General features: G+C 43.8%; 18 protein-coding genes and 1 pseudogene. 9 read left to right on the forward strand and 10 right to left on the reverse strand.

Annotation, left to right across the window (positions count from 1 at the left end):
- Positions 1-324: pseudogene (locus tag ACK5MF_RS17245) on the forward strand (hypothetical protein); the annotation flags it as partial.
- A 233-nt stretch (positions 325-557) separates the two neighbouring features.
- On the opposite strand, the gene ACK5MF_RS17250 reads toward ACK5MF_RS17245, so the two are convergent.
- A complete protein-coding gene (locus tag ACK5MF_RS17250) occupies positions 558-1,556 on the reverse strand; it encodes a branched-chain amino acid aminotransferase (RefSeq protein WP_416923780.1) in 999 nt (332 codons plus the stop codon).
- Positions 1,557-1,814: 258 nt separating this feature from the next.
- Here ACK5MF_RS17250 and sbmA point away from each other — a divergent pair, with 258 nt between their 5' ends.
- Positions 1,815-3,086, forward strand: coding sequence for a peptide antibiotic transporter SbmA (gene sbmA / locus ACK5MF_RS17255; protein ID WP_416923781.1), 1,272 nt, complete (start codon positions 1,815-1,817; stop codon positions 3,084-3,086).
- 85 nt (positions 3,087-3,171) lie between these two features.
- On the opposite strand, the gene ACK5MF_RS17260 is transcribed toward sbmA, so the two are convergent.
- The 5 genes from ACK5MF_RS17260 to ACK5MF_RS17280 are packed head-to-tail and all read right to left on the reverse strand — an operon-like array spanning position 3,172 to position 9,472.
- Positions 3,172-4,413 carry an allantoate amidohydrolase gene (locus tag ACK5MF_RS17260; protein WP_416923782.1) on the reverse strand — a complete coding sequence of 414 codons (1,242 nt, stop codon included), beginning with the start codon at positions 4,411-4,413 and terminating at the stop codon, positions 3,172-3,174.
- 10 nt (positions 4,414-4,423) lie between these two features.
- Entirely contained in the window at positions 4,424-5,674 is a 1,251-nt protein-coding gene (locus ACK5MF_RS17265; protein WP_416923783.1) for a pyridoxal-phosphate-dependent aminotransferase family protein, read from the reverse strand.
- A 1-nt stretch (position 5,675) separates the two neighbouring features.
- Positions 5,676-7,241 carry a gamma-glutamyltransferase family protein gene (locus tag ACK5MF_RS17270; protein WP_416923784.1) on the reverse strand — a complete coding sequence of 522 codons (1,566 nt, stop codon included), beginning with the start codon at positions 7,239-7,241 and terminating at the stop codon, positions 5,676-5,678.
- Positions 7,238-8,458, reverse strand: a complete 1,221-nt coding sequence (locus ACK5MF_RS17275; RefSeq protein WP_416923785.1) for an amidase — start codon at positions 8,456-8,458, stop codon at positions 7,238-7,240. Before ACK5MF_RS17275 ends, ACK5MF_RS17270 begins: the two co-directional genes overlap by 4 nt.
- 18 nt (positions 8,459-8,476) lie before the next feature.
- On the reverse strand, positions 8,477-9,472 hold the full coding sequence (locus ACK5MF_RS17280; RefSeq protein ID WP_416923786.1) for a bile acid:sodium symporter family protein: 996 nt from the start codon (positions 9,470-9,472) through the stop codon (positions 8,477-8,479).
- Between the two features lie 300 nt (positions 9,473-9,772).
- Here ACK5MF_RS17280 and ACK5MF_RS17285 point away from each other — a divergent pair, with 300 nt between their 5' ends.
- Together ACK5MF_RS17285 and puuE are read left to right on the forward strand one after the other, a co-directional pair.
- On the forward strand, positions 9,773-10,435 hold the full coding sequence (locus ACK5MF_RS17285; protein WP_416923787.1) for a GntR family transcriptional regulator: 663 nt from the start codon (positions 9,773-9,775) through the stop codon (positions 10,433-10,435).
- A 38-nt stretch (positions 10,436-10,473) separates the two neighbouring features.
- Positions 10,474-11,403: an allantoinase PuuE gene (puuE, locus tag ACK5MF_RS17290; protein WP_416923788.1), complete on the forward strand. Its 930-nt coding sequence runs from the start codon at positions 10,474-10,476 to the stop codon at positions 11,401-11,403.
- Positions 11,404-11,499: 96 nt separating this feature from the next.
- Here puuE and ACK5MF_RS17295 read toward each other — a convergent pair whose 3' ends face one another.
- Entirely contained in the window at positions 11,500-12,048 is a 549-nt protein-coding gene (locus ACK5MF_RS17295) for a DUF3299 domain-containing protein (RefSeq protein ID WP_416923789.1), read from the reverse strand.
- A 200-nt stretch (positions 12,049-12,248) separates the two neighbouring features.
- On the opposite strand from ACK5MF_RS17295, the gene ACK5MF_RS17300 reads away from it, so the two are divergent.
- Positions 12,249-13,739, forward strand: coding sequence for an alkaline phosphatase (locus tag ACK5MF_RS17300; RefSeq protein ID WP_416923790.1), 1,491 nt, complete (start codon positions 12,249-12,251; stop codon positions 13,737-13,739).
- Between the two features lie 111 nt (positions 13,740-13,850).
- Here ACK5MF_RS17300 and kdgR read toward each other — a convergent pair whose 3' ends face one another.
- A complete protein-coding gene (kdgR, locus tag ACK5MF_RS17305) occupies positions 13,851-14,654 on the reverse strand; it encodes a DNA-binding transcriptional regulator KdgR (protein WP_416923791.1) in 804 nt (267 codons plus the stop codon).
- A 248-nt stretch (positions 14,655-14,902) separates the two neighbouring features.
- On the opposite strand from kdgR, the gene kduD reads away from it, so the two are divergent.
- From kduD to ACK5MF_RS17325, 4 genes are all read left to right on the forward strand, one after another.
- On the forward strand, positions 14,903-15,664 hold the full coding sequence (kduD, locus tag ACK5MF_RS17310) for a 2-dehydro-3-deoxy-D-gluconate 5-dehydrogenase KduD (RefSeq protein ID WP_261881142.1): 762 nt from the start codon (positions 14,903-14,905) through the stop codon (positions 15,662-15,664).
- A gap of 247 nt (positions 15,665-15,911) precedes the next feature.
- The gene (locus ACK5MF_RS17315; RefSeq protein ID WP_416923792.1) at positions 15,912-16,550 is read left to right on the forward strand and encodes an RpiB/LacA/LacB family sugar-phosphate isomerase; all 639 of its coding nucleotides are present in this window, start codon (positions 15,912-15,914) and stop codon (positions 16,548-16,550) included.
- A gap of 208 nt (positions 16,551-16,758) precedes the next feature.
- Positions 16,759-17,688, forward strand: a complete 930-nt coding sequence (locus ACK5MF_RS17320) for a sugar kinase (RefSeq protein WP_416923793.1) — start codon at positions 16,759-16,761, stop codon at positions 17,686-17,688.
- Between the two features lie 10 nt (positions 17,689-17,698).
- Positions 17,699-18,325, forward strand: a complete 627-nt coding sequence (locus tag ACK5MF_RS17325; RefSeq protein ID WP_171138941.1) for a bifunctional 4-hydroxy-2-oxoglutarate aldolase/2-dehydro-3-deoxy-phosphogluconate aldolase — start codon at positions 17,699-17,701, stop codon at positions 18,323-18,325.
- Positions 18,326-18,599: 274 nt separating this feature from the next.
- Here the strand turns inward: ACK5MF_RS17325 and ACK5MF_RS17330 are convergent, their stop codons facing one another.
- Together ACK5MF_RS17330 and ACK5MF_RS17335 are read right to left on the reverse strand one after the other, a co-directional pair.
- Positions 18,600-22,394, reverse strand: coding sequence for an AAA family ATPase (locus tag ACK5MF_RS17330; RefSeq protein ID WP_416923794.1), 3,795 nt, complete (start codon positions 22,392-22,394; stop codon positions 18,600-18,602).
- Positions 22,395-22,541: 147 nt separating this feature from the next.
- A partial coding sequence (locus ACK5MF_RS17335; RefSeq protein ID WP_416923795.1) for an IclR family transcriptional regulator occupies positions 22,542-23,198 on the reverse strand: 657 nt, incomplete at its 5' end.

Here is a 23,198-nt window from a genome sequence, read left to right on the forward strand (position 1 = left end):
AGTGAAGCAGCTGTGGCGGCAAGCCCAAGTTCGACCTCAACTGCAGAAACACCGACTACAGCGAGCTTAACTCAGCAGCAGTACGACGCTTTTGAGATCATCCAAACGAGATGCAGTCAGTGCCACAGTTCAGCGCCTACCGATGATGTATTTAAGGTCGCTCAAGGTGGAGCAATGTTCGATAGTTGGCAAGATGTTGAACGATGGAAATCGAGGATTCTTGCCCGTGCTGTCGTAAGTGGCGATATGCCTTTTCTTAATAAGACAAAAATGACGGATGAAGAACGTCAACGGTTAGGTTATCTGCTAAACACGATTAACTAGCAATAAAAAGACCCGCAATAATTGCGCAATGCCAATCAGTTAAGAAAATCTCTCGTTCCCACGGTCCCCTGAAGTGACCCCCAATAATTGGTTGTCCAACTATTGGGGGTCACTTCAGGGGACCGTGGGAACGAGAATTATGTCTTTTTGAGCTTAACTGACAGACATTACGCAATAACTGCGGGTCATTTCATCGTTCGATCTGACTTTTTGTGTCTGGTAACCAGATTTAATTAAACGATCTTAGTTAACCAGTTATGTGTGTCTGACGCTTTACCCCACTGAATGTCATTCAGTGCTTGGCGAAGTTTCTGCGCAATAGGACCAACTTCACCGCTGCCAACTTTCACATCTTCGCCGTTGTGAATGAATGTGCCAACAGACGTCAGTACCGCCGCTGTACCAGACAGCATAGCTTCTACACCCGGTTTTGCGGCGCGCTCTAGAAGCTCTTCTACAGACACTTCACGTTCGCTCACTGTCATACCCAGATCTTTAGCAATAGTCAGGATACTTGAGCGAGTGACACCGTGTAGGAAACTTGAATCCAATGCTTTAGTGATAATTTCGTTACCATCAACCAGCAGGAAGTTCGCAGCACCTGTTTCTGTAATATAACCGTTTGGACAGAACAGAACTTGGTCAGCTTTGTATTTTTCTTTTGCTTCTAGTGTCGGAGAAAGCGCACTGGCGTAGTTGCCACCACTCTTGATCATACCCATATGCGGCGCACAACGTTGACCTGTTTCGTCAAGTAGAAGACGCAGCGCATTTGCACCACCAGCAAAGTAGTCACCTACTGGAGAAAGTAGCACGTACATCATAGATGAAAGAGATGGAGCCGCTGCTTTCCCAACCGCCGCTTCAGTACCAATGTGAGTTGGACGAATGTACATAGAACCAGGAGGCACAGGCACTTCTGCAGCAAACTCGGCGACGATATCAACGATCATTTTAGAAAGCTGTTCTTTGTTCACTTCTGGTAGAGAAAGCAGTTTGCTGCTTTGAGCAAAACGGTTGACGTTTTGGTCCATTCGAAAGACGTGTACGCTGCCGTCTTCGTGACGGAATGCTTTTAACCCTTCAAAACACGTGCTTGAATAGTGTAAGACGTGAGCTCCCGGATGAAGTGAGATATTGTCAGAAGCGACGATTTCTGCGTCTGACCATTGATTATTTTCGAATGTTGCTAATGCCATCTTAGGCATAAATACAGTACCAAAAGCCGCCATATGTTTTCCTACAAAATAAGTTACTACTAAAGATAAGTCCGTTAAGTCTGGGCTGGTGATGTGAGATGCATGTCCAATACTTAGTATTCTGATACTAAAACAGATTCAACCCGTAAGAAAAGAGGTTTGTTGGATTAAATTAACATGAGTATAAAACTAATCGTATTTTATGCGGTCAGTAATATACTGAAATTAAAGATACCCTGACTCAAGCTCTTAAAGAATGGGTATGCATGTTGTCATCAAAAGGAAGCTGCTGTGTTTAGTTCTTTTTTCCCACGACCCAAATTGTTTTTTCTCAGCTTTGTTGTTTGGGCTCTTGTTTGTGTGATTGGTTGGTACACCGTTATTGAAGATCTCGGTCCTCACCTCAGTTTGGCTCATATTTTCGGTGTTGATTACCCTGTGGCTCTGACTGAAGGCGCGAACGAAGCCGCCACAGTTGAATTTCAAGCGACAACAGAAACCGCCGTGAATGCCTGGCTGTATCAGTTTATGACGCTGTGCTATGGATTGTTTATTGGCGGCTGGATGGTGCTCGGCGGACAGAAATGGGCGAAATGGTCGGTACTTGGTTCTGGCTTAATTGTGTTCATCACTTGGTTCCAGGTGGAAGTCAGCGTAATGCTCAATGAGTGGTACGGTGATTTTTACAACCTAATTCAAAAAGCACTGACAGCGCCTAACAGTATCACCCTCACAGAGTTTTACTCTGAGCTTTCAACCGTGATGGTACTACTGATGATCGCCATCATGGTGGCAGTAGGTAATGCCTTCTTCGTTAGCCATTTTGTCTTTCGTTGGCGTACAGCAATGACTGAACATTACACCGCAAGATGGGAGCATGTTCGTCACATTGAAGGTGCCGCGCAACGTATTCAGGAAGACACCATGCGTTTTGCCAGCATTATGGAAAGCTTAGGCGTTCGCTTGCTTAACTCTGTAATGACGCTGATCGCCTTCCTACCCATTCTTTGGGGATTATCAGGCTATGTCACTACGCTGCCGTTCGTCGGTGAAGTTCCTCAAGCATTGGTTTTCGTCGCTATCCTTTGGTCAATTTTTGGTACCGTACTGCTTGCATTCGCAGGTATCAAACTGCCGGGTCTGGAATTTAACAACCAGAAAGTAGAAGCCGCGTATCGTAAAGAACTGGTTTACGGTGAAGACTATGAAGACCGTGCACATCCACTCACATTAGAAGAACTATTTGGTAACGTTCGTCAGAACTACTTCAAACTGTACATGCACTATGTGTATTTCAACGTGGTTCGCTACGGCTACTTGCAGTTTGGCGCATTTATCCCCTTTATTGCACTTGCTCCGTCTATCGTTGCTGGTGCTTTTACGCTCGGCGTGATGCAGCGCATCATGAACGCGTTCAACCAGGTAGAAAACTCATTCCAGTACTTGGTGAACTCATGGACAACCATCGTCGAACTGCTGTCTATCTACAAACGTCTTAAAGCGTTTGAGCATGCCTATGAAGAAAGAACGGCGAATTTTATTCAAGCGGAAGAGCTGAATTAAGGTGACAAAAACCCCACGATTGTGATTGTGGGGTTCTTTGTTTAACCTGTCGGCAACTGAGTGTCCAATTACACGTTAAAAATCATTAAACATTAAAGCTTCGAACCATCTCAATAAAGCACGCCAATCCAATCTCAACATCGGACGTCTGAACCTGCTCTCTTGGGTTATGACTGATGCCCTTCTCGCAACGAATAAACAACATTCCTGTGTCTGTCAGCTCCGCCATCACCATGGCATCATGTCCTGCGCCACTCGGTAAATAACGCGCCGATGAATGGGTGACTTTTTCAACCACATTCGCCCATTTTTGTTGCAGCTTATTGCTGCATTGAATGGCTTTCGCTTGGTAGATGTTTTCACAGTCAAAAATAAGCTTGCGCTGCTGCGCGATATGTTTCAGTTGCTCGAGCATTTCATACGTCGCGGTTTCTAACGCAGACTGCGAAGCACTACGAATATCAATGGTAAACTTCACTTTGCCGGCAATCACGTTTACGGCACCAGATATGATTTCGCATTTACCCACGGTAGCGACCACACCTTGGTCTTTAGCCAATTTTTCAATGGATAAAATCATCTCGGCAGTACCGCTCATCGCATCTTGACGTAAGCGCACTGGCACAGTGCCCGCGTGACCAGTCATACCCGTCACTTCACATTGAAAACGTTTTGCACCGGCAATACCGGTTACCACGCCCACCGCCAGGTTTTCTGCTTCAAGTATCGGTCCTTGCTCAATATGTGCTTCTAAATAAGCCTGAACATCCTGCGCTTTACGTGCATCATTACCCGCTTTCTCTGGATTAAGTCCAAACTCTCGCATCGCTTGCGCCATAGTAATGCCGCTTGCGTCAGTCACTTGTATCCAATTAGAGTTAAAGCAGCCAGCAACTGCACTGGAACCGATCAACGTGGTGTTAAACCTTGTGCCTTCTTCGTCAGCAAAGGCGACAACATCGATGTGAAATGGAAAGGTTTCCCCACGCAGTGCTGCCAGTGTTTCTATGGCGAGCAAGACACCTAAGTTACCGTCATATTTGCCCGCATTCACCACCGTATCACTGTGAGAGCCTAAAATCAGCGTTGGCTTCGTTGGATTTGGCGAGACTTTTCTGCCCCACTGGTTGCCAACACTGTCTTGCCAAGTTTCTAAGCCCGCTTGTTGCATCCACTGCGCTAGTTGATCATGTGCAGCACGATGTTGCGGCGTTAAATACGCTCGTGTTAAGCCCGTTTCACTCTCACTAAATGAAGCAAGCACATCAGCTTGCTCCATCAATTGCGCCGCGCGACTTTGCGTGTCCATCTCAATAAAAACAGTCATAACACTCCCACTATTGATAAAATTCCATTGCCGCAGCGACCGCTTGACCCGGGTCTATTTTCGCTTTGTGCTTAATCAGCATTGATTCTAGTGCTGCCAAGGTAGAAAGCACGCACTCTTGACGAGCGTTATAGCCCATAGTGCCAATACGCCAGATTTTACCATGTAACGGTCCAAATGAAGTGCCGATTTCGATACCGAAACGGTTCAGAAGATCTAATCGAACGGCATCGCCATTCACATTCACAGGAATATAGACACCAACGACGTTGTTCATCTTGTATGCTTGATTACCAAATAACTCAAGCCCCATCGCACTTAATCCAGCCGCCATCGCATCACCAGCTTGTTTATGACGTGCGATAACCTTTTCAGGACCTTCTTCAAGGAAAATACGTGCACACTCACGAGCGGCATAAAGCATGCTGGTCGCTTCTGTGTGGTGGTTCAGACGCTCAGGTCCCCAATAATCCATGATCATTGCTAAATCGAAATAGTTCGATTGAATCATCGCGTCTTCGCCTTGTGTATGGTGATCGGCGCGAATCCCCGCTTCTACATGTTTACGACGATTAATCACAGCGGCACAACGGTCACTTAAAGTAATTGGTGCAGAGCCAGAAGGTCCACCGAGACATTTTTGTAAACCTGCTGATACCGCATCTAAGCACCATTCATCCACCTTAAGATCGTTACCCGCAATTGAAGCGGTAGCATCACAGTAGAAAAGCACGCCGTGACGCTGACAAATCTCGCCAATTTCTCGCAATGGCTGATTCATGGTAGTGGATGTATCACCCTGAACCGTTGCCACTAATTTGGGATTGAAGGATTTGATCGCCTGCTCCACTTTTTCAGCAGGACAAATTTCACCCCATTCAATATCGATCGTTTTAACCACGGCACCTACACGCTGGGCTATTTCACAGAGCAGATGACCAAAGCGACCAATGACAGGAACCAGCACTTTATCACCCGGTTGAAGAACCGACACTAATACCGCTTCAATACCAGAACGCGCTGTACCATCCACCAGCATGGTTTGTTGGTTATTAGTAAAAAACACACCGCGATACAGCGACTGAACTTGGTTCATATAACCTGTCATTACAGGGTCGTACTGACCAATCAGGGATTGCGAAATCGCTTGATGCACGCGCGGGTACGCATTGATTGGTCCTGGCCCCATAAGCAGACGTTGTGGCGGGTTGAGCGTTTCAAACAGATTGCCAGTTGCATGCAATTCATTATGGGCTGTCATTTTATTCTCCAAGTAAATAAGTTCCATCGCTACGAGGATCACTGGTCGCCGAGGCTTTTCCATGCGTATCAATAATGATTGCGCCAGCGTGTCCCATTAATTCGTTGTTATCCGCCACGTAAGTAACATCATGGCCTCTTTGTTTCAGTTGTTCGCCATATTGCTGATAGAGAGATTCTTCAAGGCGCAAGTTGTTGGTTGAATCCCCCCAAGTGCGTCCTAACAACCATCTCGGAAGTGCAACAGCTTCATCCAGTGCATATCCCTGATAGTGGTAGCGGCTAAACAAACAGGCTTGAGTTTGAGGCTGCCCTTCACCACCCATGGTTCCATAAACCATACGTCTGTCATCAGCTAGTTCTGCGTATGCAGGGTTTAATGTGTGGAACGGCTTTTTACCACCCGAGAGCACGTTGTGATGATTAGTCTCTAACGAGAAACTCTTTGAACGGATGTTCCACAAAATGCCGGTTGATGGCAGCACAACACCAGTGCCAAACTCCCAATAAATACTTTGAATGAAACTGACCATAGTGCCGTATTGGTCGGTTGCACCCATCCAAATGGTGTCACCCGGTTGTGCCTGATGCGGCCAAGGCAATGCCTGTTCCATTGAGACTTGTGCCGTGCAGCGATCAATCACTGACTCATTGAGCCACTCTTGCAAAGGCTGAGTCAGATATTCTTCATCACACACCTCTTTATCACGAATGATGAAGGCTTGTTTGGTCGCTTCAACCAAGAGATGTATATGGTCAATTTCGCTTTGAGCTTGTGACGCTAATCGGTCGTATATCGCCAATATGAGCAGTGATGCGACACCTTGGGTTGGCGCGCCAAAGTTGTAAAGTTTACCTTTCGATGTTTCTACCGATAAAGGAGCCATGACTTTGGCTTGATGTTGCTCGAAATCGTCTAACGAAATGGGGCTTCCGACTTGGGCTAACTCTGCGGCAGCACTTTTTGCTATCTCTCCGCGATAGAAATCATCTAAGCCATTTTCGGCAAGCGTTTTAAGAGTGTTTGCCAGCGCTTGGTTCGTGACAATGTCACCCACTATTAGTGTTTTTCCTTCTTTAAGAAAGTTTTCTGCAAATGACTTAAGCTGAGCGAATCGACCAAATGTTTTCTCACTGGCATTAGCTAAGCTTTGAGTCACTTCAATACCCTGCTGCGCCGCGATGATCGCTGGGTCTAACAAAGTATGCAAACTGAGGTTGGTCGAATCAAGCTCTAACGCTTTCTGCCAAGCTGAAATAGTACCCGCCATAGTAATCGCAGCCTGCCCACCGAATTCTGGCAATTCAGTGCCTTGATTGCGGTAGTGTTCAACGTCAACATTGATTGCAGCCGCACCACAGCCGTCAATGGCAACTGGAGTTTGACCCTGTTTGGCGATCAGCCAGAAGCTGTCACCACCAATGCTATTCATATGAGGATATTGCACGGCAATCATCGCCGCCGCTGCAACCATTGCCTCGCTTGCAGTGCCGCCTTGATCGAGGATCTGCTGACCTACTTGAGCAGCTTTATAGTGTGGAGCGGTAAAAGCAGTTTGATATTTCATCTATTTTCTCCTTGCACAAGCATTTCTCCTTGAACAAACTTTTCTGCTTGAATCAGCTTTTCACCCGTCGTCATCAGGTCTTCTTCTCGATTCGATAAGCCCATAACGGACACTCCACATGGGCCTTCTTGCAATCCTTGCATTGGCAGATGCAATTGAGGCAATCCACTTAGACCAGCAATACTGGTTAAGCCCATAAGCTGAGTTCGGTATGTCGCAAGCGCTTCGCCACTCATAGTCAGCGCTGGCGGACCTGATGGTGTGGTTGGAATTGCCCAAGCAAGCGCATATTCGGTTAGATGGTAAGTAATGAGTTCACGGAATTCGGACTGCTTATCCAACGCTTGCAAATAATCCTGCTCAGAAATGGTACGAGACCATTTTACCCGCTGCAAAATTGCAGGGTCTAAACTGTCACCATGTTGTTCAAGCCATAATCCATGTTTTTGAATAATGTCGAAGCCTTGAATCGTTCTGAACAACAAACTGAGATCACTTAATTGCCAGTCGTTCTCTTGCAGAACATCACCATGGACTAACTCAATCTCAGCCTGGTTGCACCAACTTATTAAACGAGCCAAGCGTTCTTCACTGAGCAGTTGAGCACACTGATTATCCAAGTACAAATGAGTCTCGCTGCGACTTTCTGATTTTGAACCTGACAACACACGCCAAACTTTGCGTAGTAAGGGTAACTCGCGACTAAAAATGCCTGCGGTATCGAAACTTTTCGATAGTTCAAAGCATGCGTGAAGATCAAGCGAACCAAGTGTTGGTCTAAGACCAAACAAACCACAATAGCTCGCGGGTACTCGTACCGATCCGCCGGTATCCGTGCCAATTGAGAAATCACAATCGCTGTTTGCCACGGCAACAGCACTGCCACTGGATGAACCTCCGGGAATGCAATCAGGCGCGACAGGGTTGAGTGGCGTGCCGTAATGAATGTTCTGGCCATTTAAGCTGTAAGCCAGTTCATCGCTTTGTACACGGCCAACACACTCGGCACCGTTATTCAGCAACTTAGAGATCAATGAAGATGTGGTTGGCGCACAAGCATGCGTCGCCAACCATTGAGGATTTCCTGCTCCAGTTTTATAGCCTTTAACATCAAACAAGTCTTTAAAAACAAACTGTTTGCCGCTTAAGCTTCCGTGTTCTTTCGAGGATATTTGTTCTGGCCCTTGAGAGCAATAAACTCGACTATCCTTAGTCATTTTACTTCCTTATGTTTTTTAGTTAGGGACTGCAGTACCCTCTGCTTGACGAGCATAGCGATTGGCTAATATTGCACAGTAGAAAATCTGGATTGGGTGGTAAAGCATGATAGGTAATAAGATCATGCCGAGTGTTGGATCGGTTCCAAAAATCACTTTTGCCATAGGAATTCCCGCAGCCAGTGTCTTCTTGGTTCCACAGAACACTGCCGCCACTTCATCTGCAAGTTCGAACTTAACACGGCGCGCACCCCACTGAATTAAATGCACCATAAGCAGCAGAACCAACAAACAGATCGCGATAGAAGTCGCAAGTAACCCAATTGAGAACTCACTCCAGATGCCGTTTACTACTGAATCGCAGAACGCGTTGTAAACAATAGCTAAAATCACGTACTTATCGACTTTACCCACCGCACCTTTGTGTTTCGAGGTCCAATCAACAAGATAGGGACGAAGAATTTGACCGACGATCATTGGCAGAAGCAGCAACTTGGCGATGGATAAAACCGAAGCCATTAGATCAAGCTCCACCCCTTCAACACCCATAAAGAGTTGAATCAGGAATGGCGTGATCACTACGCCGATAATGCTCGATAACGATGCGTTAAAAATTGCGCCCGGTACGTTGCCTTTACCTACGCTGGTCATCGCAACAGAAGACGAGATTGTGCTTGGCAGCACTAATAGATAACAGAAGCCAAAAGCTAAAGCGGCCGGCATATACGCCATAAACGCTTCACCAAAGATCACCCACAATAATGGGTAAACAACGAAAGTCGCTGCTTGAATATAGAGATGCAGACGCCAATTTGTCATACCGGCTTTAATTGACTGAGGAGAAAGCCCTAAGCCATGGAGGAAGAAAACAATCGCGACGCCGACACCAGTAAGCACATCAAGGTGAATCCATCCTCCTGATTTGCCCACATCCGAGCTAACCGTGGCCAACGCGATAGCGACCACCATGCCAACCAGAAACCATTCCTTTTTTAACTTATCGATTACGTTCATATTATTGTGTCTGCTCTTAAAATAGTCCCTACATACCCATGTAAGCTTCTGATTAGATCAATTGTATACAATTATAAATACAAGTAGTATGCCAAATTCGCAAGCTACCATATCATTAGATTAGTGAATATTGTACACACACTTTTATGCACCAGAGTCGAACAACTGCTGCATCTTAGTGCAATAGGATAAAGCATTGTCAACCTGAGCATTCCTGATGCATACGGAAAACAATAGCAGGCTATTTGGTATACATATTGCACTAGAACTTTGTATACAACCGCAATTGGAGAGTTCCGCATGTCTAACGACGATATCATTTATCAAAAAATGCTGAAGGCCATTGTTGAACACCAACTACCGCCGGGCGAACGTCTTCCAGAGGACAAACTGTCCGAAGCATTTGGCGTCAGCCGCACTGGGATACGTAAGGTGTTGCAACGATTAGCATTAGAGCGTTTTGTGGTAATTCAACCCAATAAAGGTGCGCAAGTAAATAGACCAAGCCGCAGAGAAGCTTGTGAAGTTTGGGACAGCCGAATCATGATTGAATCTCTATTAATACCAGAGATTATAAGCAACTGGAATGACAAGTTGTCACATCAGTTCAGAGCGATGGTGGCATTAGAAAGGCAAGCAAATATCAATGGCGATATGGCTCAAGCTATTCAGTTAACCGCTAAGTTTCATTACGAGCTGGCTCGTGTTGGTAACAATTTAGTTTTAGCCGAGTTTGTCGAGCAGCTTTGCTATCGTTCATCACTGGTTATTGCCGCTTATGGAACTCATGAAAGTGTCAATTGCGATTGTGGTGACCATTCAGACTTAATTAATCTGCTTGATGACGGTCTGATTAAAGAGGCGCAACACTGGATGCGACATCACTTAGAACAGATAAAATCTTCAATATCACTGGCAAGCAAACAAGAAACCCATGTCGATTTTGGCAAACTATTCGCTTGAGCCAAAAATAAGAGACTCACCACGAAAAAGGAATTTACATGGAAGAGTTAAATCCTCGTGATTACGTTGGTTATGGACGCAATAACATTCCAGACGCCAAATGGCCAAATAGTGCCAAAATCGCCATTCAGTTTGTGCTTAACTACGAAGAAGGTGGTGAAAACTGTGTTCTGCACGGAGATCCTCATTCCGAAATTTTCTTATCAGAAATCGCCGGCGCAGAGGCTTATCCTGCTCGTCATATGAGTATGGAATCACTGTATGAATATGGTTCACGCGCAGGTGTATGGCGCATTCTCAATGAATTTAAAAAACGCGAGCTGCCGTTAACCGTTTTCGGCATAGCCACGGCTTTAGAACGTAACCCTGAAGTGACCAAAGCCATTATCGAAGATGGGCATGAAATTGCATGTCACGGTCTAAAATGGATTCACTATCAGAATATGCCGATCAACAAAGAACGCGAGCAGATGAAACAAGCGCTCGATCTCATCGAACGTTTAACCGGTAAGCGCCCTATTGGTTGGTATACCGGACGAGATTCACCTAACACCCGTGAACTCGTCGCAGAGCAAAATGGCATACTCTACGACTCCGATTACTATGGTGATGACCTGCCATTTTGGACAGCCGTACCAAACAACCCAAAACCGAGTGAAACCAGACCACATCTGGTGATTCCATACACTTTAGATACCAATGACATGCGTTTTTCTTCACCTTATGGCTTTAGCCACGGCGAAGAGTTTTTCCAGTATCTAAAAGAGAACTTTGATTGTTTATATGAAGAAGGCAAAGATAAACCGAAAATGATGTCGGTAGGTCTTCACTGTAGAATTATAGGAAAACCCAGTCGTTTTATGGCACTGAAAAAATTTTTGGATTACGTGCAATCTCACCAAGGTGTGTGGATTGCAACTCGCGAACAAATCGCTCGCCACTGGATAGAGCATCACCCGCCTAAATAAACGGATATTGTCTTGCAGCGGGGTAACTCCTTCCACTCAGCGGCCTTCTTATGTTGCGTCGTTGTTTAGCTGTTAAGACTGATTTAGCGTTGTAAACTACAATGAACTTGAATCGTTATAGGCTTCTACTGTAACGCCGTTAATAAGATAACCGGCTTGCCCTAAATCTGACTCAACCATTTCCACATTGAGCTCTCCTACAACGTAAACCACATCCCACAGACCTTGTAGTGGCACTCCTTTCTCAAACTTCACATAGATAATTTGATTAGGCGGCGGTGGCGGAACGTGGATACAAGCGCCGAAATAAGGGACTAAGAGTAGCTCAGTCACAACCTCATCATCCCCTTCTAAGGGAATAACAAAGCCAGGAATGCGCACTTGCTTTCCATCTAAGTCGTCACGAAATCCACCGGCCAGATTTTGCGCAGGGGTATCACTTTCATGATTGACGGGTGCTTTTTTCGGCTTTAAAGCCACATTGCGTTCGTTTTCAGGAATCAAATCCACCCAGTCGAGAGTAATAACATCTGAGCTGGGTACTGTCGTTTTGTGTTGTGCCGCAGCCGTTGCGACACTTCCCACCGTGAACGACACGGCCACTATCGCTATGCCTACATAACGTTTTAATCGAGTTGTTTTCATTGTCAGTAATTTTATTGATATCAAAAAGATGTGTTATTTATCGTTAGCCCAAAAACTAACCGATCGATAAGACAGTAATATGACAATAATAAAAACTTCATCGACCAGTAACGCATTGTTCATAAAAATATTGGGTAATTAGATTTCATTAACCCTTTGAACAACATGGATATTTAACAAAACAATTGGAGTCTATGCCCGTGAAAAATAAAAAACTTCTATTAGTCAGTGGTATTTTGGCAGCCCTAGCGGGTTGTTCTTCTCAAAGTCAAACAGCAGGTGTCACTGCACCGCAAAAAGACGATGTTTGGTTCAAACAAGCACAAGAAGATATCGCAAAAGCAAAAGCTAACCGACCAATTGATAAACCAGCAAAGAACGTTATTTTGTTTGTTGGTGATGGTATGAGCGTTGGCACCATTACTGCGGCGCGAATTTTTGAAGGTCAACGCCGGGGTTTAATGGGTGAAGAATATCGCCTAAGCATGGAAAGTATGCCAAATATGGCGCTATCAAAAACTTACAACACCAACGCACAAACACCAGATTCAGCGGGTACCGCGTCGGCGATGGTTACGGGTGTGAAAACCAAACAAGGCGTAATTAGTGTTGATGACAAGGTTCAACGTGGTTTCTGTAATACAGTAAAAGGGAACGAAGCGAAAACAGCATGGGAGATGGCGGCGGAAAAAGGTCTGTCTGTCGGTGTTGTTTCTTCTGCACGTATCACGCATGCAACTCCAGCAACCACTTATGCTCACTCAGCTGATCGCGACTGGGAGAATGACTCCACAATGCCAAACATTGCGAAGAATCAAGGCTGTGTGGATATCGCTCAGCAGTTGATCAACTTCAATGAGGGTAACGGTATGGATGTCGTCTTTGGTGGCGGTCGCCGTGAATTCTTACCTGTTGATACAGTCGATCCAGAAGGCAAAAAAGGTAAACGTAAAGACGGTCAGAACCTGGTTGAAAAGTGGCAAGCTCAACACCCTGATGGTCAATACGTATACGACCCAAAAGGTTTCGAAAACATCCCTGCTGATGCAAAAAAAGTATTTGGTCTGTTTGAAAGCAGCCACATGCAATACGAAGCTGATCGCAAAGGTGATGAACCCTCTTTAGCTGAAATGACTTCTAAAGCGATTGATCTATTGGCTCAAAATAAAGAAGGTTACGTTCTGATGGTTGAAGCTGGTCGTATTGACCACGCTCACCACGAAGGTAATGCAGCTCGCGCATTATGGGATACCGTTGCTTACGATGACGCCATCAAAGCCGCACTGGATAAAACTAACCCAGAAGATACGTTGATCATTGTTACGGCTGACCATGCTCACACATTGATTTCTAACGGCTATGCTGACCGTGGTAACCCTATCCTAGGCTTATCAAAATCAAACGGTAAGCTGAGCGTGGATGCATACGGCAAAAACTACACAACATTGAACTATGGTAATGGTCCTGGTGCAGTGGCTACTGGTGGTGCAGATCGTCCAAACCCAACTGAAGAAGAAGTAATGAACATTAACTATCTACAACAGTCGATGATCAAACTAGATTCAGAAACACACTCAGGTGAAGACGTAGCTATCTTTGCTCGTGGTCCTCAAGCTTACCTTTTCCAAGGTGCAGTTGAGCAAAACTACATCTTCCACGTGATGAATGAAGCGTTAGGTTTAACTAAATAACCTCAAACGAGACATTAGATGAGTAAAAGCCACCCTCTAACGACGGTGGCTTTTTAAGCAATGGACAGTAGTAAAAATAGATAGTAGTAAAAATGGATAGTAGTAAATAAGTTAGATAACTTCAGCTTGCATCACTGCTACTGGATATTTATGGAATCCCAACTGAGCTGAAATGCGCTGACATGCACCATGAAGCAGTTGAATGCATTCTGTTTTACGCGTCTCGTTATAACGAATGGTTGGCGTAGAGATAGACAAGCCAGCAATAATATTCCCCATACGATCATAGATAGGTGCGGCAAGGCAGCGGATACCAGGCTCTTGCTCTTCCATACTCTCAGAATAATGCTGGCTGCGAATTGGAGCCAACGCCGCCAAAATCTGCTCGACGTTTTCCATCGTATTTGGCGTGTACTTTATAAACGGTACGTCTTTCAGTAACACTTTGACTGCATTGTCATCTAAGCCAGAAAGCAGCATCTTGCCAATCGCAGTGCTATATAAAGGACGCGGGCGACCGATGTCTGAATGGGTAATTAGGTTATATTGCGCATCAATTTTATGTGTGTGAACAAAGCTCTCACCTTCCAATACTCCTAAATGAATGGCTTCGCCAATCGCATCCGAGATCAACACCATCTCTTTGTCTGCAAGTTCTTCTAAATTAATGTATTCAAGTGGACCTGCCCCGAGCTCAAACAGTTTCAGAGTCAAAGAGTACTCCTCGCCCTCTTTGGTGACATAGCCTAAACTCATCATGGTTTCGAGAAAATGAATAGTTTTCGCTTTGGACATCATCAAACGTTGCGACAAATCAGAGACACCGCATTTTTTATTTTCGCCCAAAGCATGCAATATGTTGAACACCTTCAGCACCGAAGAGACTTGCTCAGGTAGAGTTGCTTTTTCTGTCATATTTTCTTAACCATTCATTAATACATATGTCCATTGTAACAGCTTTAATGCTATCCAACATTAATTTTAAAATGCTATTTTGTTTTCGAGATTCACGGTTACAGAGCAAAAATTAGATGTGGGTGGAAATTTTTGAAATGGTCTTTCATTTTTAATTGATGGTCGATTTCTTTTTTGTTATGTTTACTGCACATGATGATCAGGGCGTTCCTGTTCATATTTAATTAGGTACGTTGAGGAAAAAAGTAATGATTCTTGATTCATTTGATGTGAAAGGTAAAGTTGCAATCGTAACTGGTTGTGACACTGGTCTAGGTCAAGGTATGGCTCTAGGTCTTGCACAAGCAGGTTGTGACATCGTTGGTGTAAACATTGTTGAACCAACTGAAACGATCGAACTAATCAAAGCAACTGGCCAAAAGTTCATCGACATTCGTGCGAACCTAATGAAGTTGGACGATATCCCTTCAATCGTTAGCCGTGCTGTTGAAGAGTGTGGTCGTGTTGATATCCTAGTAAACAACGCTGGTATCATCCGTCGTAACGACGCAATCGATTTCTCAGAGCAAGACTGGGATGATGTTATGAACATCAACATCAAGTCTGTATTCTTCATGTCTCAAGCAGTTGCTAAGCAATTCATGGCTCAAGGTAACGGCGGCAAGATCATCAACATCGCTTCTATGCTTTCTTACCAAGGTGGTATCCGTGTTCCTTCATACACTGCTTCTAAGAGCGGCGTAATGGGCATCACTCGTCTAATGGCTAACGAATGGGCTAAACACAACATCAACGTTAACGCTATCGCACCTGGTTACATGGCGACGAACAACACTGCAGCGCTACGTGCAGACGCAGACCGCAACCAAGCTATCCTAGAGCGTATTCCTGCTGACCGTTGGGGTACTCCAGAAGACCTAGCGGGTCCATGTGTGTTCCTAGCTTCTAAAGCTTCAGACTACATCAACGGCTACACTATCGCTGTTGACGGTGGTTGGTTAGCACGTTAATTCGTCTAACTGTCGGATTATGAGAAAGTGATTGTTTAACGATCACTTTCTCTGTTCTGAACGGCTTTGTTCTTAGCCTTTTGTATTAAGATAAACATCTAGTATTTAAGCTCTAAGAGTGTTAGTTCTAAGCGTTGACACTCAGTGTTTAGAACTAACAGTATTAATTACGTTAACGTTAGTGAGCTTCGCAGAAGACTGCTAAAAGTTTAAATAATATACGCAACTACGGTTGCAGGAGAATCTGATGAAAATTGCATTGATGATGGAAAACAGCCAAGCTGGTAAAAACGCAATGGTTCTAAACGAACTAAACACTGTTGCGGCTCCTCTTGGTCACGATGTATTCAACGTTGGTATGAGCGATGAAGCTGATCACCACCTAACTTACATCCACCTAGGCATCATGGCTAGCATCCTTCTTAACTCTAAAGCAGTTGACTTCGTAGTTGCAGGTTGTGGTACTGGTCAAGGTGCAATGATGTCTCTAAACCTACACCCAGGTGTTGTTTGTGGTTACTGCCTAGAGCCATCTGACGCTTTCCTATTCAACCAAATCAACAACGGTAACGCTATCGCTCTAGCATTCGCTAAAGGCTTTGGTTGGGCTGGCGAACTAAACGTACGTTACATGTTTGAAAAAGCGTTCACTGGCCCACGTGGCGAAGGTTACCCTAAAGAGCGCGCTGAACCACAACAACGTAATGCTGGCATCCTAAGCCAAGTTAAATCTGCAGTAGCGAAAGACAGCATCGTTGAAGCTCTACGTTCAATCGACCAGGAGCTAGTTAAAACAGCTGTTGGCGGTGCTCGTTTCCAAGAGTGTTTCTTCAGCAACTGCCAAGATGCAGAACTTGAAGCTTACGTTAAGTCTCTAATCGCTTAATTGTGTGTAAATCATTTATCGGGAATAGATGATTTTAAGCCAACCAGTTCTGGTTGGCTTTTTTCGATTAAATATGGTCGAAATGTTTTAAATTTTCATAAGACAGCCGTTTTATATAACCATATGGATAGTTGTTTTATTTTTGCTTATTACGCCTTGTTTCATTACGAGATTTAATCAAATCTCGTAATACATACGGAGTTTTCCTATGAACCAAATCAAAAAAGTGGCGATCATCGGTGAATGCATGGTCGAACTTAGAAAAAACGAAGGTGCAGTTGAACAAGGATTTGGTGGCGACACTTTAAATACTGCTGTTTACCTATCTCGTCTTACTCAGTCTGCTGGTGTTACGACTTCTTACGTAACTGGCCTTGGCAAAGACCCTTTTAGTGCTGAAATGCTATCAGCTTGGAAACAAGAAGGTCTTAATACTGATATGGTTTTCCTATCTGAGAAAAAATTGCCAGGCATCTACACTATCCAGACTCGTGAAGATGGTGAAAGAAGCTTCTTCTACTGGCGTAATGATGCAGCAGCTAAATACTGGCTACGTGATGTTCAACTTGAAGAGCTTGAAAAACAACTTTGCGAACATCAAATGATCTACCTAAGTGGTATCAGTGTCGCGATCCTTCCTGAAGATTGCCTGAAGTCTCTTATCGAAGTTCTGACTAAATGCCGTGCAAAAGGTGTTAAAGTTGCGTTCGATAACAACTTCCGCCCTGCTCTTTGGTCTTCTCTTGAAGACGCGAAGAAAGTGTACACTGAGATCCTGAAAATCACTGACATTGCTTTCCTTACTTTCGATGATGAAGTCCTACTCTGGGGCGACAGTGAAGAAAAGCAAGCTATCGCACGTACCCAAGGCTTTGGCGTTGAAGAGATCGTCGTTAAACGTGGCGCAGACGCTTGCTTCGTGATTACTGGTGGTGAGCAATACACTGTTGCTGCGAACAAGATCTCTAACGTGATCGATACAACAGCAGCGGGTGATTCATTCAGTGCAGGTTATCTAGCAAAACGAATTCTTGGAGGCAGCGAAGAACAGTCTGCTTCTGCTGGTCACTTAGTGGCTGGAACCGTTATTCAATACCGTGGTGCTATCATTCCAAATAGCGCTATGCCAACAGTTTAAGGAAGAGAAGATGAAAGATTTAAACCAACAACTATCTGAAATCAAAGTTGTTCCTGTAATCGCAATCAAAGACGCAGACAAAGCAGTTAAACTTGCTGAAGTTCTGATTGAAAACGGCCTGCCATGTGCAGAAGTGACTTTCCGTACAGAAGCTGCGGTTCAAGCAATCAAAAATATGCGCGAAGCTTTCCCAGAAATGCTAATCGGTGCTGGTACAGTACTAACAACTGCGCAAGTTGACGAAGCAATCGACGCCGGTGTTGATTTCATTGTAAGCCCGGGCTTCAACCCAACAACAGTTAAATACTGCCAACAACGTGGTGCAACCATCGTACCTGGCGTAAACAACCCTAGCCTTGTTGAACAAGCGATGGAAATGGGTCTACGTACTCTTAAATTCTTCCCAGCTGAACCTTCAGGCGGCGTTAACATGCTTAAAGCACTAACAGCTGTTTATCCTGTTAAATTCATGCCTACTGGTGGCGTAAGCCCGAAAAACGTTAACGACTACCTAGCAATCCCTGCGGTATTGGCTTGTGGTGGTACTTGGATGGTTCCAAACGATCTCATCGATGGCGAAAAATGGGATGAGCTAGCGGCACTGGTTAAAGACGTAGCTAACGTAATCGCAAAATAACGTTATCGGTTCTCCCCTTAGAGAACGAAATATAAATGCCCAACGAAAAAGTTGGGCATTTTTGTATTTGCACTGTGATACTCTTCTTTATTAATACCATTATCCTAGGTAAAAATATGATCAAATTGGGCATTGGTGGAACAGCGAATGGGCATCGAACACAAACACACATAAACCCTTCCATGGGGCTCCGCTGAGCCATCCCTGGCTCAGAGGGTTTGTTTATCGATGCCCATTCACTGAACAGAAATTTTTCTAGAATGATATCAATGCATTATAGCTTGAGATCTCGAATTAAATTTTTTATTTCGTTGTTCATCAAAGACTCTTTCTCATGCAATTGTTGAGCTATTTGATCAAGAGCACAACGCTGAGAGGTTAAACGTTGAAAAACAGCTTGTTCTGCCTTAGAGAGCCAAGCCTGGACAGCGCTTTGAGCTTTCAACAGTAAATCACTCTCTTCAAACTTAGTCACCATACCTACATCAATTGGACCAACCGTCGGCTCTAAGCCAGCTTCATATATTGCATGCATGACAAGCTGCGTGGCCTTACTAATATCATTTGAAGCTCCGGTGCTGACCTCATTTTCACTGCCAAAAAACACCTGTTCAGCAACTCTGCCAGCTAAGAGGACTTCCAACCTTTTAAAAATCAATGTCTTCGAATACCCTTCATACTGTGCCAATGGTCGGGTCGCAACAAAACCCAAAGCATAGTTTCTAGGTTCAATGGTCACAAAATCGATATCCTGATCGGGAAACAGCAAAACGGAAGTAAGCAAGTGCCCCGCTTCATGATATGCAATTCGCAACTTTTCCGTTTCACTTAAAACAATGTGTTCGCTCGGAGTACCATAATTCACTCTGATAATGGTTTCTCGAATCAGTGCATCATTGATCACAAGCTTCTTGCTAACCGATTCATAAATGACTTCTCTGAGTACTTGATCAATCTCAGCGGAAGACATTCCTCGCGATGCTGCAACTAAATGCAACAGATCAAAATCTGAAGATGAAAGACGGTGACGATTGATAAACCTTTCGAAGAATAGCTTTCGAGCAACGCTGTTAGGTAAATCGCATTGAATCGTTTCATCGAAACGTCCCGGGCGAACTATAGCCTCATCCAACAAATCAGGATGATTTGTTGCTGCCATAACAAATACGCCATCATTCGTTGTCGCGAAGCCATCCATCTCGGTCAACAACGCATTAACGACTGCATTTCTCTCCGACAAACCATTTCGACTGCTTCGTTTCGCTGCAACAGCATCGATTTCATCAATAAATACAATCGCAGGAGCATATTTTCTTGCCGTGGGAAAAAGTGTCTTAATATTTTCTACTGTACCGCCTTCATAAGAGCTGGAAAGCTGTGATGCAGATACAGCAAAAAAAGGTAATCCACTTTCCCCCGCTACCGCTTTTGCTAATAAGGTTTTACCTGTGCCCGAAGGGCCTGAAAACAGAAACCCGCTAGGTACAGGTACGCCAAGATGACCAAGCTTTTCAGGTGTATTTAGCCAGCCCAGAACATCAACCAGCCGCTTTTTCGCTCTATCTAACCCTATAACATCATTCAAAACGACTGTTGGAAGTGTCATTTTAAAAAAGTGACTATCCGTTAAATCCTCACCATCGATCACTTGTTGAATCGAGTTCTGCGAAAATTTCACCCGCAGCCCACTAGTATCAGGATGAACACTAAACGAATACTCAATCGCCTCTTTACGGTTTATCATTTTCGTTAACGTATGCTCAATTGAGAGATAATGCTGAATCCGTTGCAACATTTCGCTAAATCGTATTTCTTTACTTGCCGATCCTTTTATTTGATTTTCAACGTTGAGTTCAATATCAAAATGCTCTCGCACATCATGACTTATATAACTAACCACTGCCGATGTTTTTGAATCCACCAAACGGTAAGTAAACAATGGCATTTGTTTCGACTTAATATATTGCGATACAAAATCTGAAAACCTTAAGCCCGTTGACTCGATAACTGTGATATCAATTAGCAATGCATCCGGTAACTCTTTTTCCAGCATATCTTCAAGCCTATCGACATTCTGGCACAAGCAGACTAAATCGTCGCTCGCGCTTTCCAGTTTGTCAAAAACACGCTTGTCATCATCAAGCAACAATAATTTAAAAGATCTATCGTTATGACCCAAATCGGCTTCTACCAAAAACTGGACATCCTGATTGGTGATTGCATCAAAATAGCTCGCTGACCGGGTTAAAATGTCCGCTTGAAGTTTCGCGGTTTGGCTTTTAAGAGCTCGAACATTAATCTCTGGCGAGAGAGTTTTCAGCAGAAAAGGAGCAAATTGCGGCTTCCATTTGAATGAAATCGCACCTTCTGAAAGCGCATTATCTCTCAGTTCGATTTCAGCCAATTTGACCAAATGATTGACTTTTAACTGTTTAAAAATAATGGGATAGCCTTTCGCCAATCGATTGATAAACTCTGGTGACAAAGAGACATTATTTGATGGGTTACTTCTGTTTTTAAGGATATCAATAACACTAAGCGTCTTATTTTGAGTGTTACTGTTGATGATCTCGTGTCCTAAATTGGTCGTAAAAATAATAATACACTGACTAAAATCGACTTCTTCCTGGCTTGTCTGATCTTTAGCTAGCGCACTATCGAGAACAGAAAGTAGTGATTGGATCACCGACGAATGCGCCTTTTCAATCTCATCGAACAACAAAATTTGTCGAGGTTTGGCGGTGACTAAGCGCGTTAATACCCCCAGCGAAGAGTCGGTATATTGAGAGCCGCTACCAAATAACCTCGATCCATCACGATAATCGGCGTAATTCTCCATATTGAAGATGTTAAATTCATTTCCGGTTAGCTCGAATTGCTCTATTTGCTCGAGGAGTTGTTTGGCAAGAAATGTTTTTCCAACACCTGATGGACCGACAAATGTATAAATAGAACGAGGTCCTTGTTGATATTCAATACTAGACGACAGGTAACCACGGCATATCCCATCCACAGCCGCTTCCTGACCTATAACTTTATCATTGAGCGAGGTGCGTATTTTCTGGCTTATTTGAGTCCGATAAACCAAATCATTTCGTATCGGATTGAGCGAGATAAACTTTTGCATAACGTCGCTTGATGATTGCGTAATATGCTTGACTAAAGCGTCTAAAGACAGCCCCCCTGCTTCTCTTGCGTTACTAAGGATATCTAAACAATCCTTTGAAAAGGTAAGCTTGGAATACTGTTTTTTCGCTTCCAGAAACCAGGTTGTCGATGGACTGCCAAAATTACGCGGTTCAGAGAAACGGAACATATTATCTCTAAGATCATAGACTTCTTTGCTGAAGACTAATTGATATGCCTTACAGCCAAAGTGTTTGGCCAACACATTAAGTAATTGCGGATCAGAAAGGCTGGCTGCTAATAAGCAGTTTTCATCAACTGAAAACGTTGTTCTAGCTAAAATATTTTCCAGGCTTTGATTTCTGTGCGATGAAAAATAATTGGCACAAGCGACAACAGCGATCTCTTCAATAAACGACTTACCCATTGAATCTAATGATTGATAAAACGATTCAATAGTAAATTCCGGTGCAACCTCTTTATTGAATAAAAGCTTTGATTTTAAGAAAGAAAAATGTTTCCTTGCCGTTAGTTCGTCTGATGTAGCCGCTCCTTTTAATGCATTTTGCACCGTTTCACAGAGAGACATTAACTCATAATGTGGAACTGAATCTTCTGCATCTCGAATCGAAACCCAATTTTTTAAGCAGTCAAAACCACCAAATTTTTGGATGGTAGAAAACAATCTGTTTTTATCTACTATTTCAACGTCTGAAGCGGATACCAAACACAAAGCATGATGATCATATTTTAACTTATACCTAAGCATGGTATTCATCATGATCGGGTCATCAATAACCAACTCGATAGCAGCAAGTACAATAGGCAAAACAGATTTTCTGTGGCACAGGAAATCTAAGTCTACGTGCCTATCGTTAATAAAATACTTAGCCCCGCTAAAAAATACGTTGCACAACCCTTTTTCTGATGATTCGTTGCTCATTTCTATACCTGGAAGACACTGGAAGTTGGCATTAACTACAATATGGCTATTTGATGATATGGAAGTATGGAGTCGAGATACAAAAACTATACATATGCTTATGTTCAATATCTGTTCTTATGTTCAATATCCATTGTTAATACTGTCTTATGATAAGTTTTGATTCAGTTTTGCGGCCAATTCCATCAACTCTCGCTTGGTGTTTTCTAGATCTTCAATATGGTGGTGAACGGTATCGGAGTTCAACGTCATATACGGAATGGTAATGGTTGCCAACAAATCCCCCAGCACACCAAAAATCGGCAAACTGATGTTGGTGACACCTTTGATTTGCGGACTTTCACCCACGTAGTAGCCACGTTCTCTTGTCGTTGCTACATGGCTTAGTGCATGCGCTTTCTCTTCTGGTGTTGCATCGAGTCTGTCTAAGATCGAATGACGTTTCTCTTCATTAAGGAAGCTCAAGAAAACGATACCCGAGCCCGATGAACAGATATCAATGATAGAACCTAGCCTTAGGCTGAAACCCATTTTATATGGGCTCTCTTGACGAGCAATAACGGTCATTTCGCCATTGCTGTATGCCGACATATGGCAAGATTGGTTAACTTTGTTACAGATGTCTTCCATCAAAGGCGTCGCACGCTTTAAAAGCTGTGCTATCGGTGGATGTTGGTTCGATAACGCAAACATTTTTAGCGTTAATGCATAGGTTGAAGTGTAACTATCGTATTCAATGAACTGTTTTTCGACTAACACAGACAGCATGCGAAAAATTTCGTTAACACTTCTATCTAAGCTTTC

The organism is Vibrio sp. (assembly GCF_047973365.1).
Taxonomy (GTDB): domain Bacteria; phylum Pseudomonadota; class Gammaproteobacteria; order Enterobacterales; family Vibrionaceae; genus Vibrio.

Coding starts and splice junctions, on each gene's coding strand:
- ACK5MF_RS17250 (WP_416923780.1), bottom strand. CDS start 1,556: ATGGCGGCTTTTGGTACTGTATTTATGCCTAAGATGGCATTAGCAACA.
- ACK5MF_RS17260 (WP_416923782.1), bottom strand. CDS start 4,413: ATGACTGTTTTTATTGAGATGGACACGCAAAGTCGCGCGGCGCAATTG.
- ACK5MF_RS17265 (WP_416923783.1), bottom strand. CDS start 5,674: ATGACAGCCCATAATGAATTGCATGCAACTGGCAATCTGTTTGAAACG.
- ACK5MF_RS17270 (WP_416923784.1), bottom strand. CDS start 7,241: ATGAAATATCAAACTGCTTTTACCGCTCCACACTATAAAGCTGCTCAA.
- ACK5MF_RS17275 (WP_416923785.1), bottom strand. CDS start 8,458: ATGACTAAGGATAGTCGAGTTTATTGCTCTCAAGGGCCAGAACAAATA.
- ACK5MF_RS17280 (WP_416923786.1), bottom strand. CDS start 9,472: ATGAACGTAATCGATAAGTTAAAAAAGGAATGGTTTCTGGTTGGCATG.
- ACK5MF_RS17285 (WP_416923787.1), top strand. CDS start 9,773: ATGTCTAACGACGATATCATTTATCAAAAAATGCTGAAGGCCATTGTT.
- puuE (WP_416923788.1), top strand. CDS start 10,474: ATGGAAGAGTTAAATCCTCGTGATTACGTTGGTTATGGACGCAATAAC.
- ACK5MF_RS17295 (WP_416923789.1), bottom strand. CDS start 12,048: ATGAAAACAACTCGATTAAAACGTTATGTAGGCATAGCGATAGTGGCC.
- kdgR (WP_416923791.1), bottom strand. CDS start 14,654: ATGACAGAAAAAGCAACTCTACCTGAGCAAGTCTCTTCGGTGCTGAAG.
- kduD (WP_261881142.1), top strand. CDS start 14,903: ATGATTCTTGATTCATTTGATGTGAAAGGTAAAGTTGCAATCGTAACT.
- ACK5MF_RS17315 (WP_416923792.1), top strand. CDS start 15,912: ATGAAAATTGCATTGATGATGGAAAACAGCCAAGCTGGTAAAAACGCA.
- ACK5MF_RS17320 (WP_416923793.1), top strand. CDS start 16,759: ATGAACCAAATCAAAAAAGTGGCGATCATCGGTGAATGCATGGTCGAA.
- ACK5MF_RS17325 (WP_171138941.1), top strand. CDS start 17,699: ATGAAAGATTTAAACCAACAACTATCTGAAATCAAAGTTGTTCCTGTA.
- ACK5MF_RS17330 (WP_416923794.1), bottom strand. CDS start 22,394: ATGAGCAACGAATCATCAGAAAAAGGGTTGTGCAACGTATTTTTTAGC.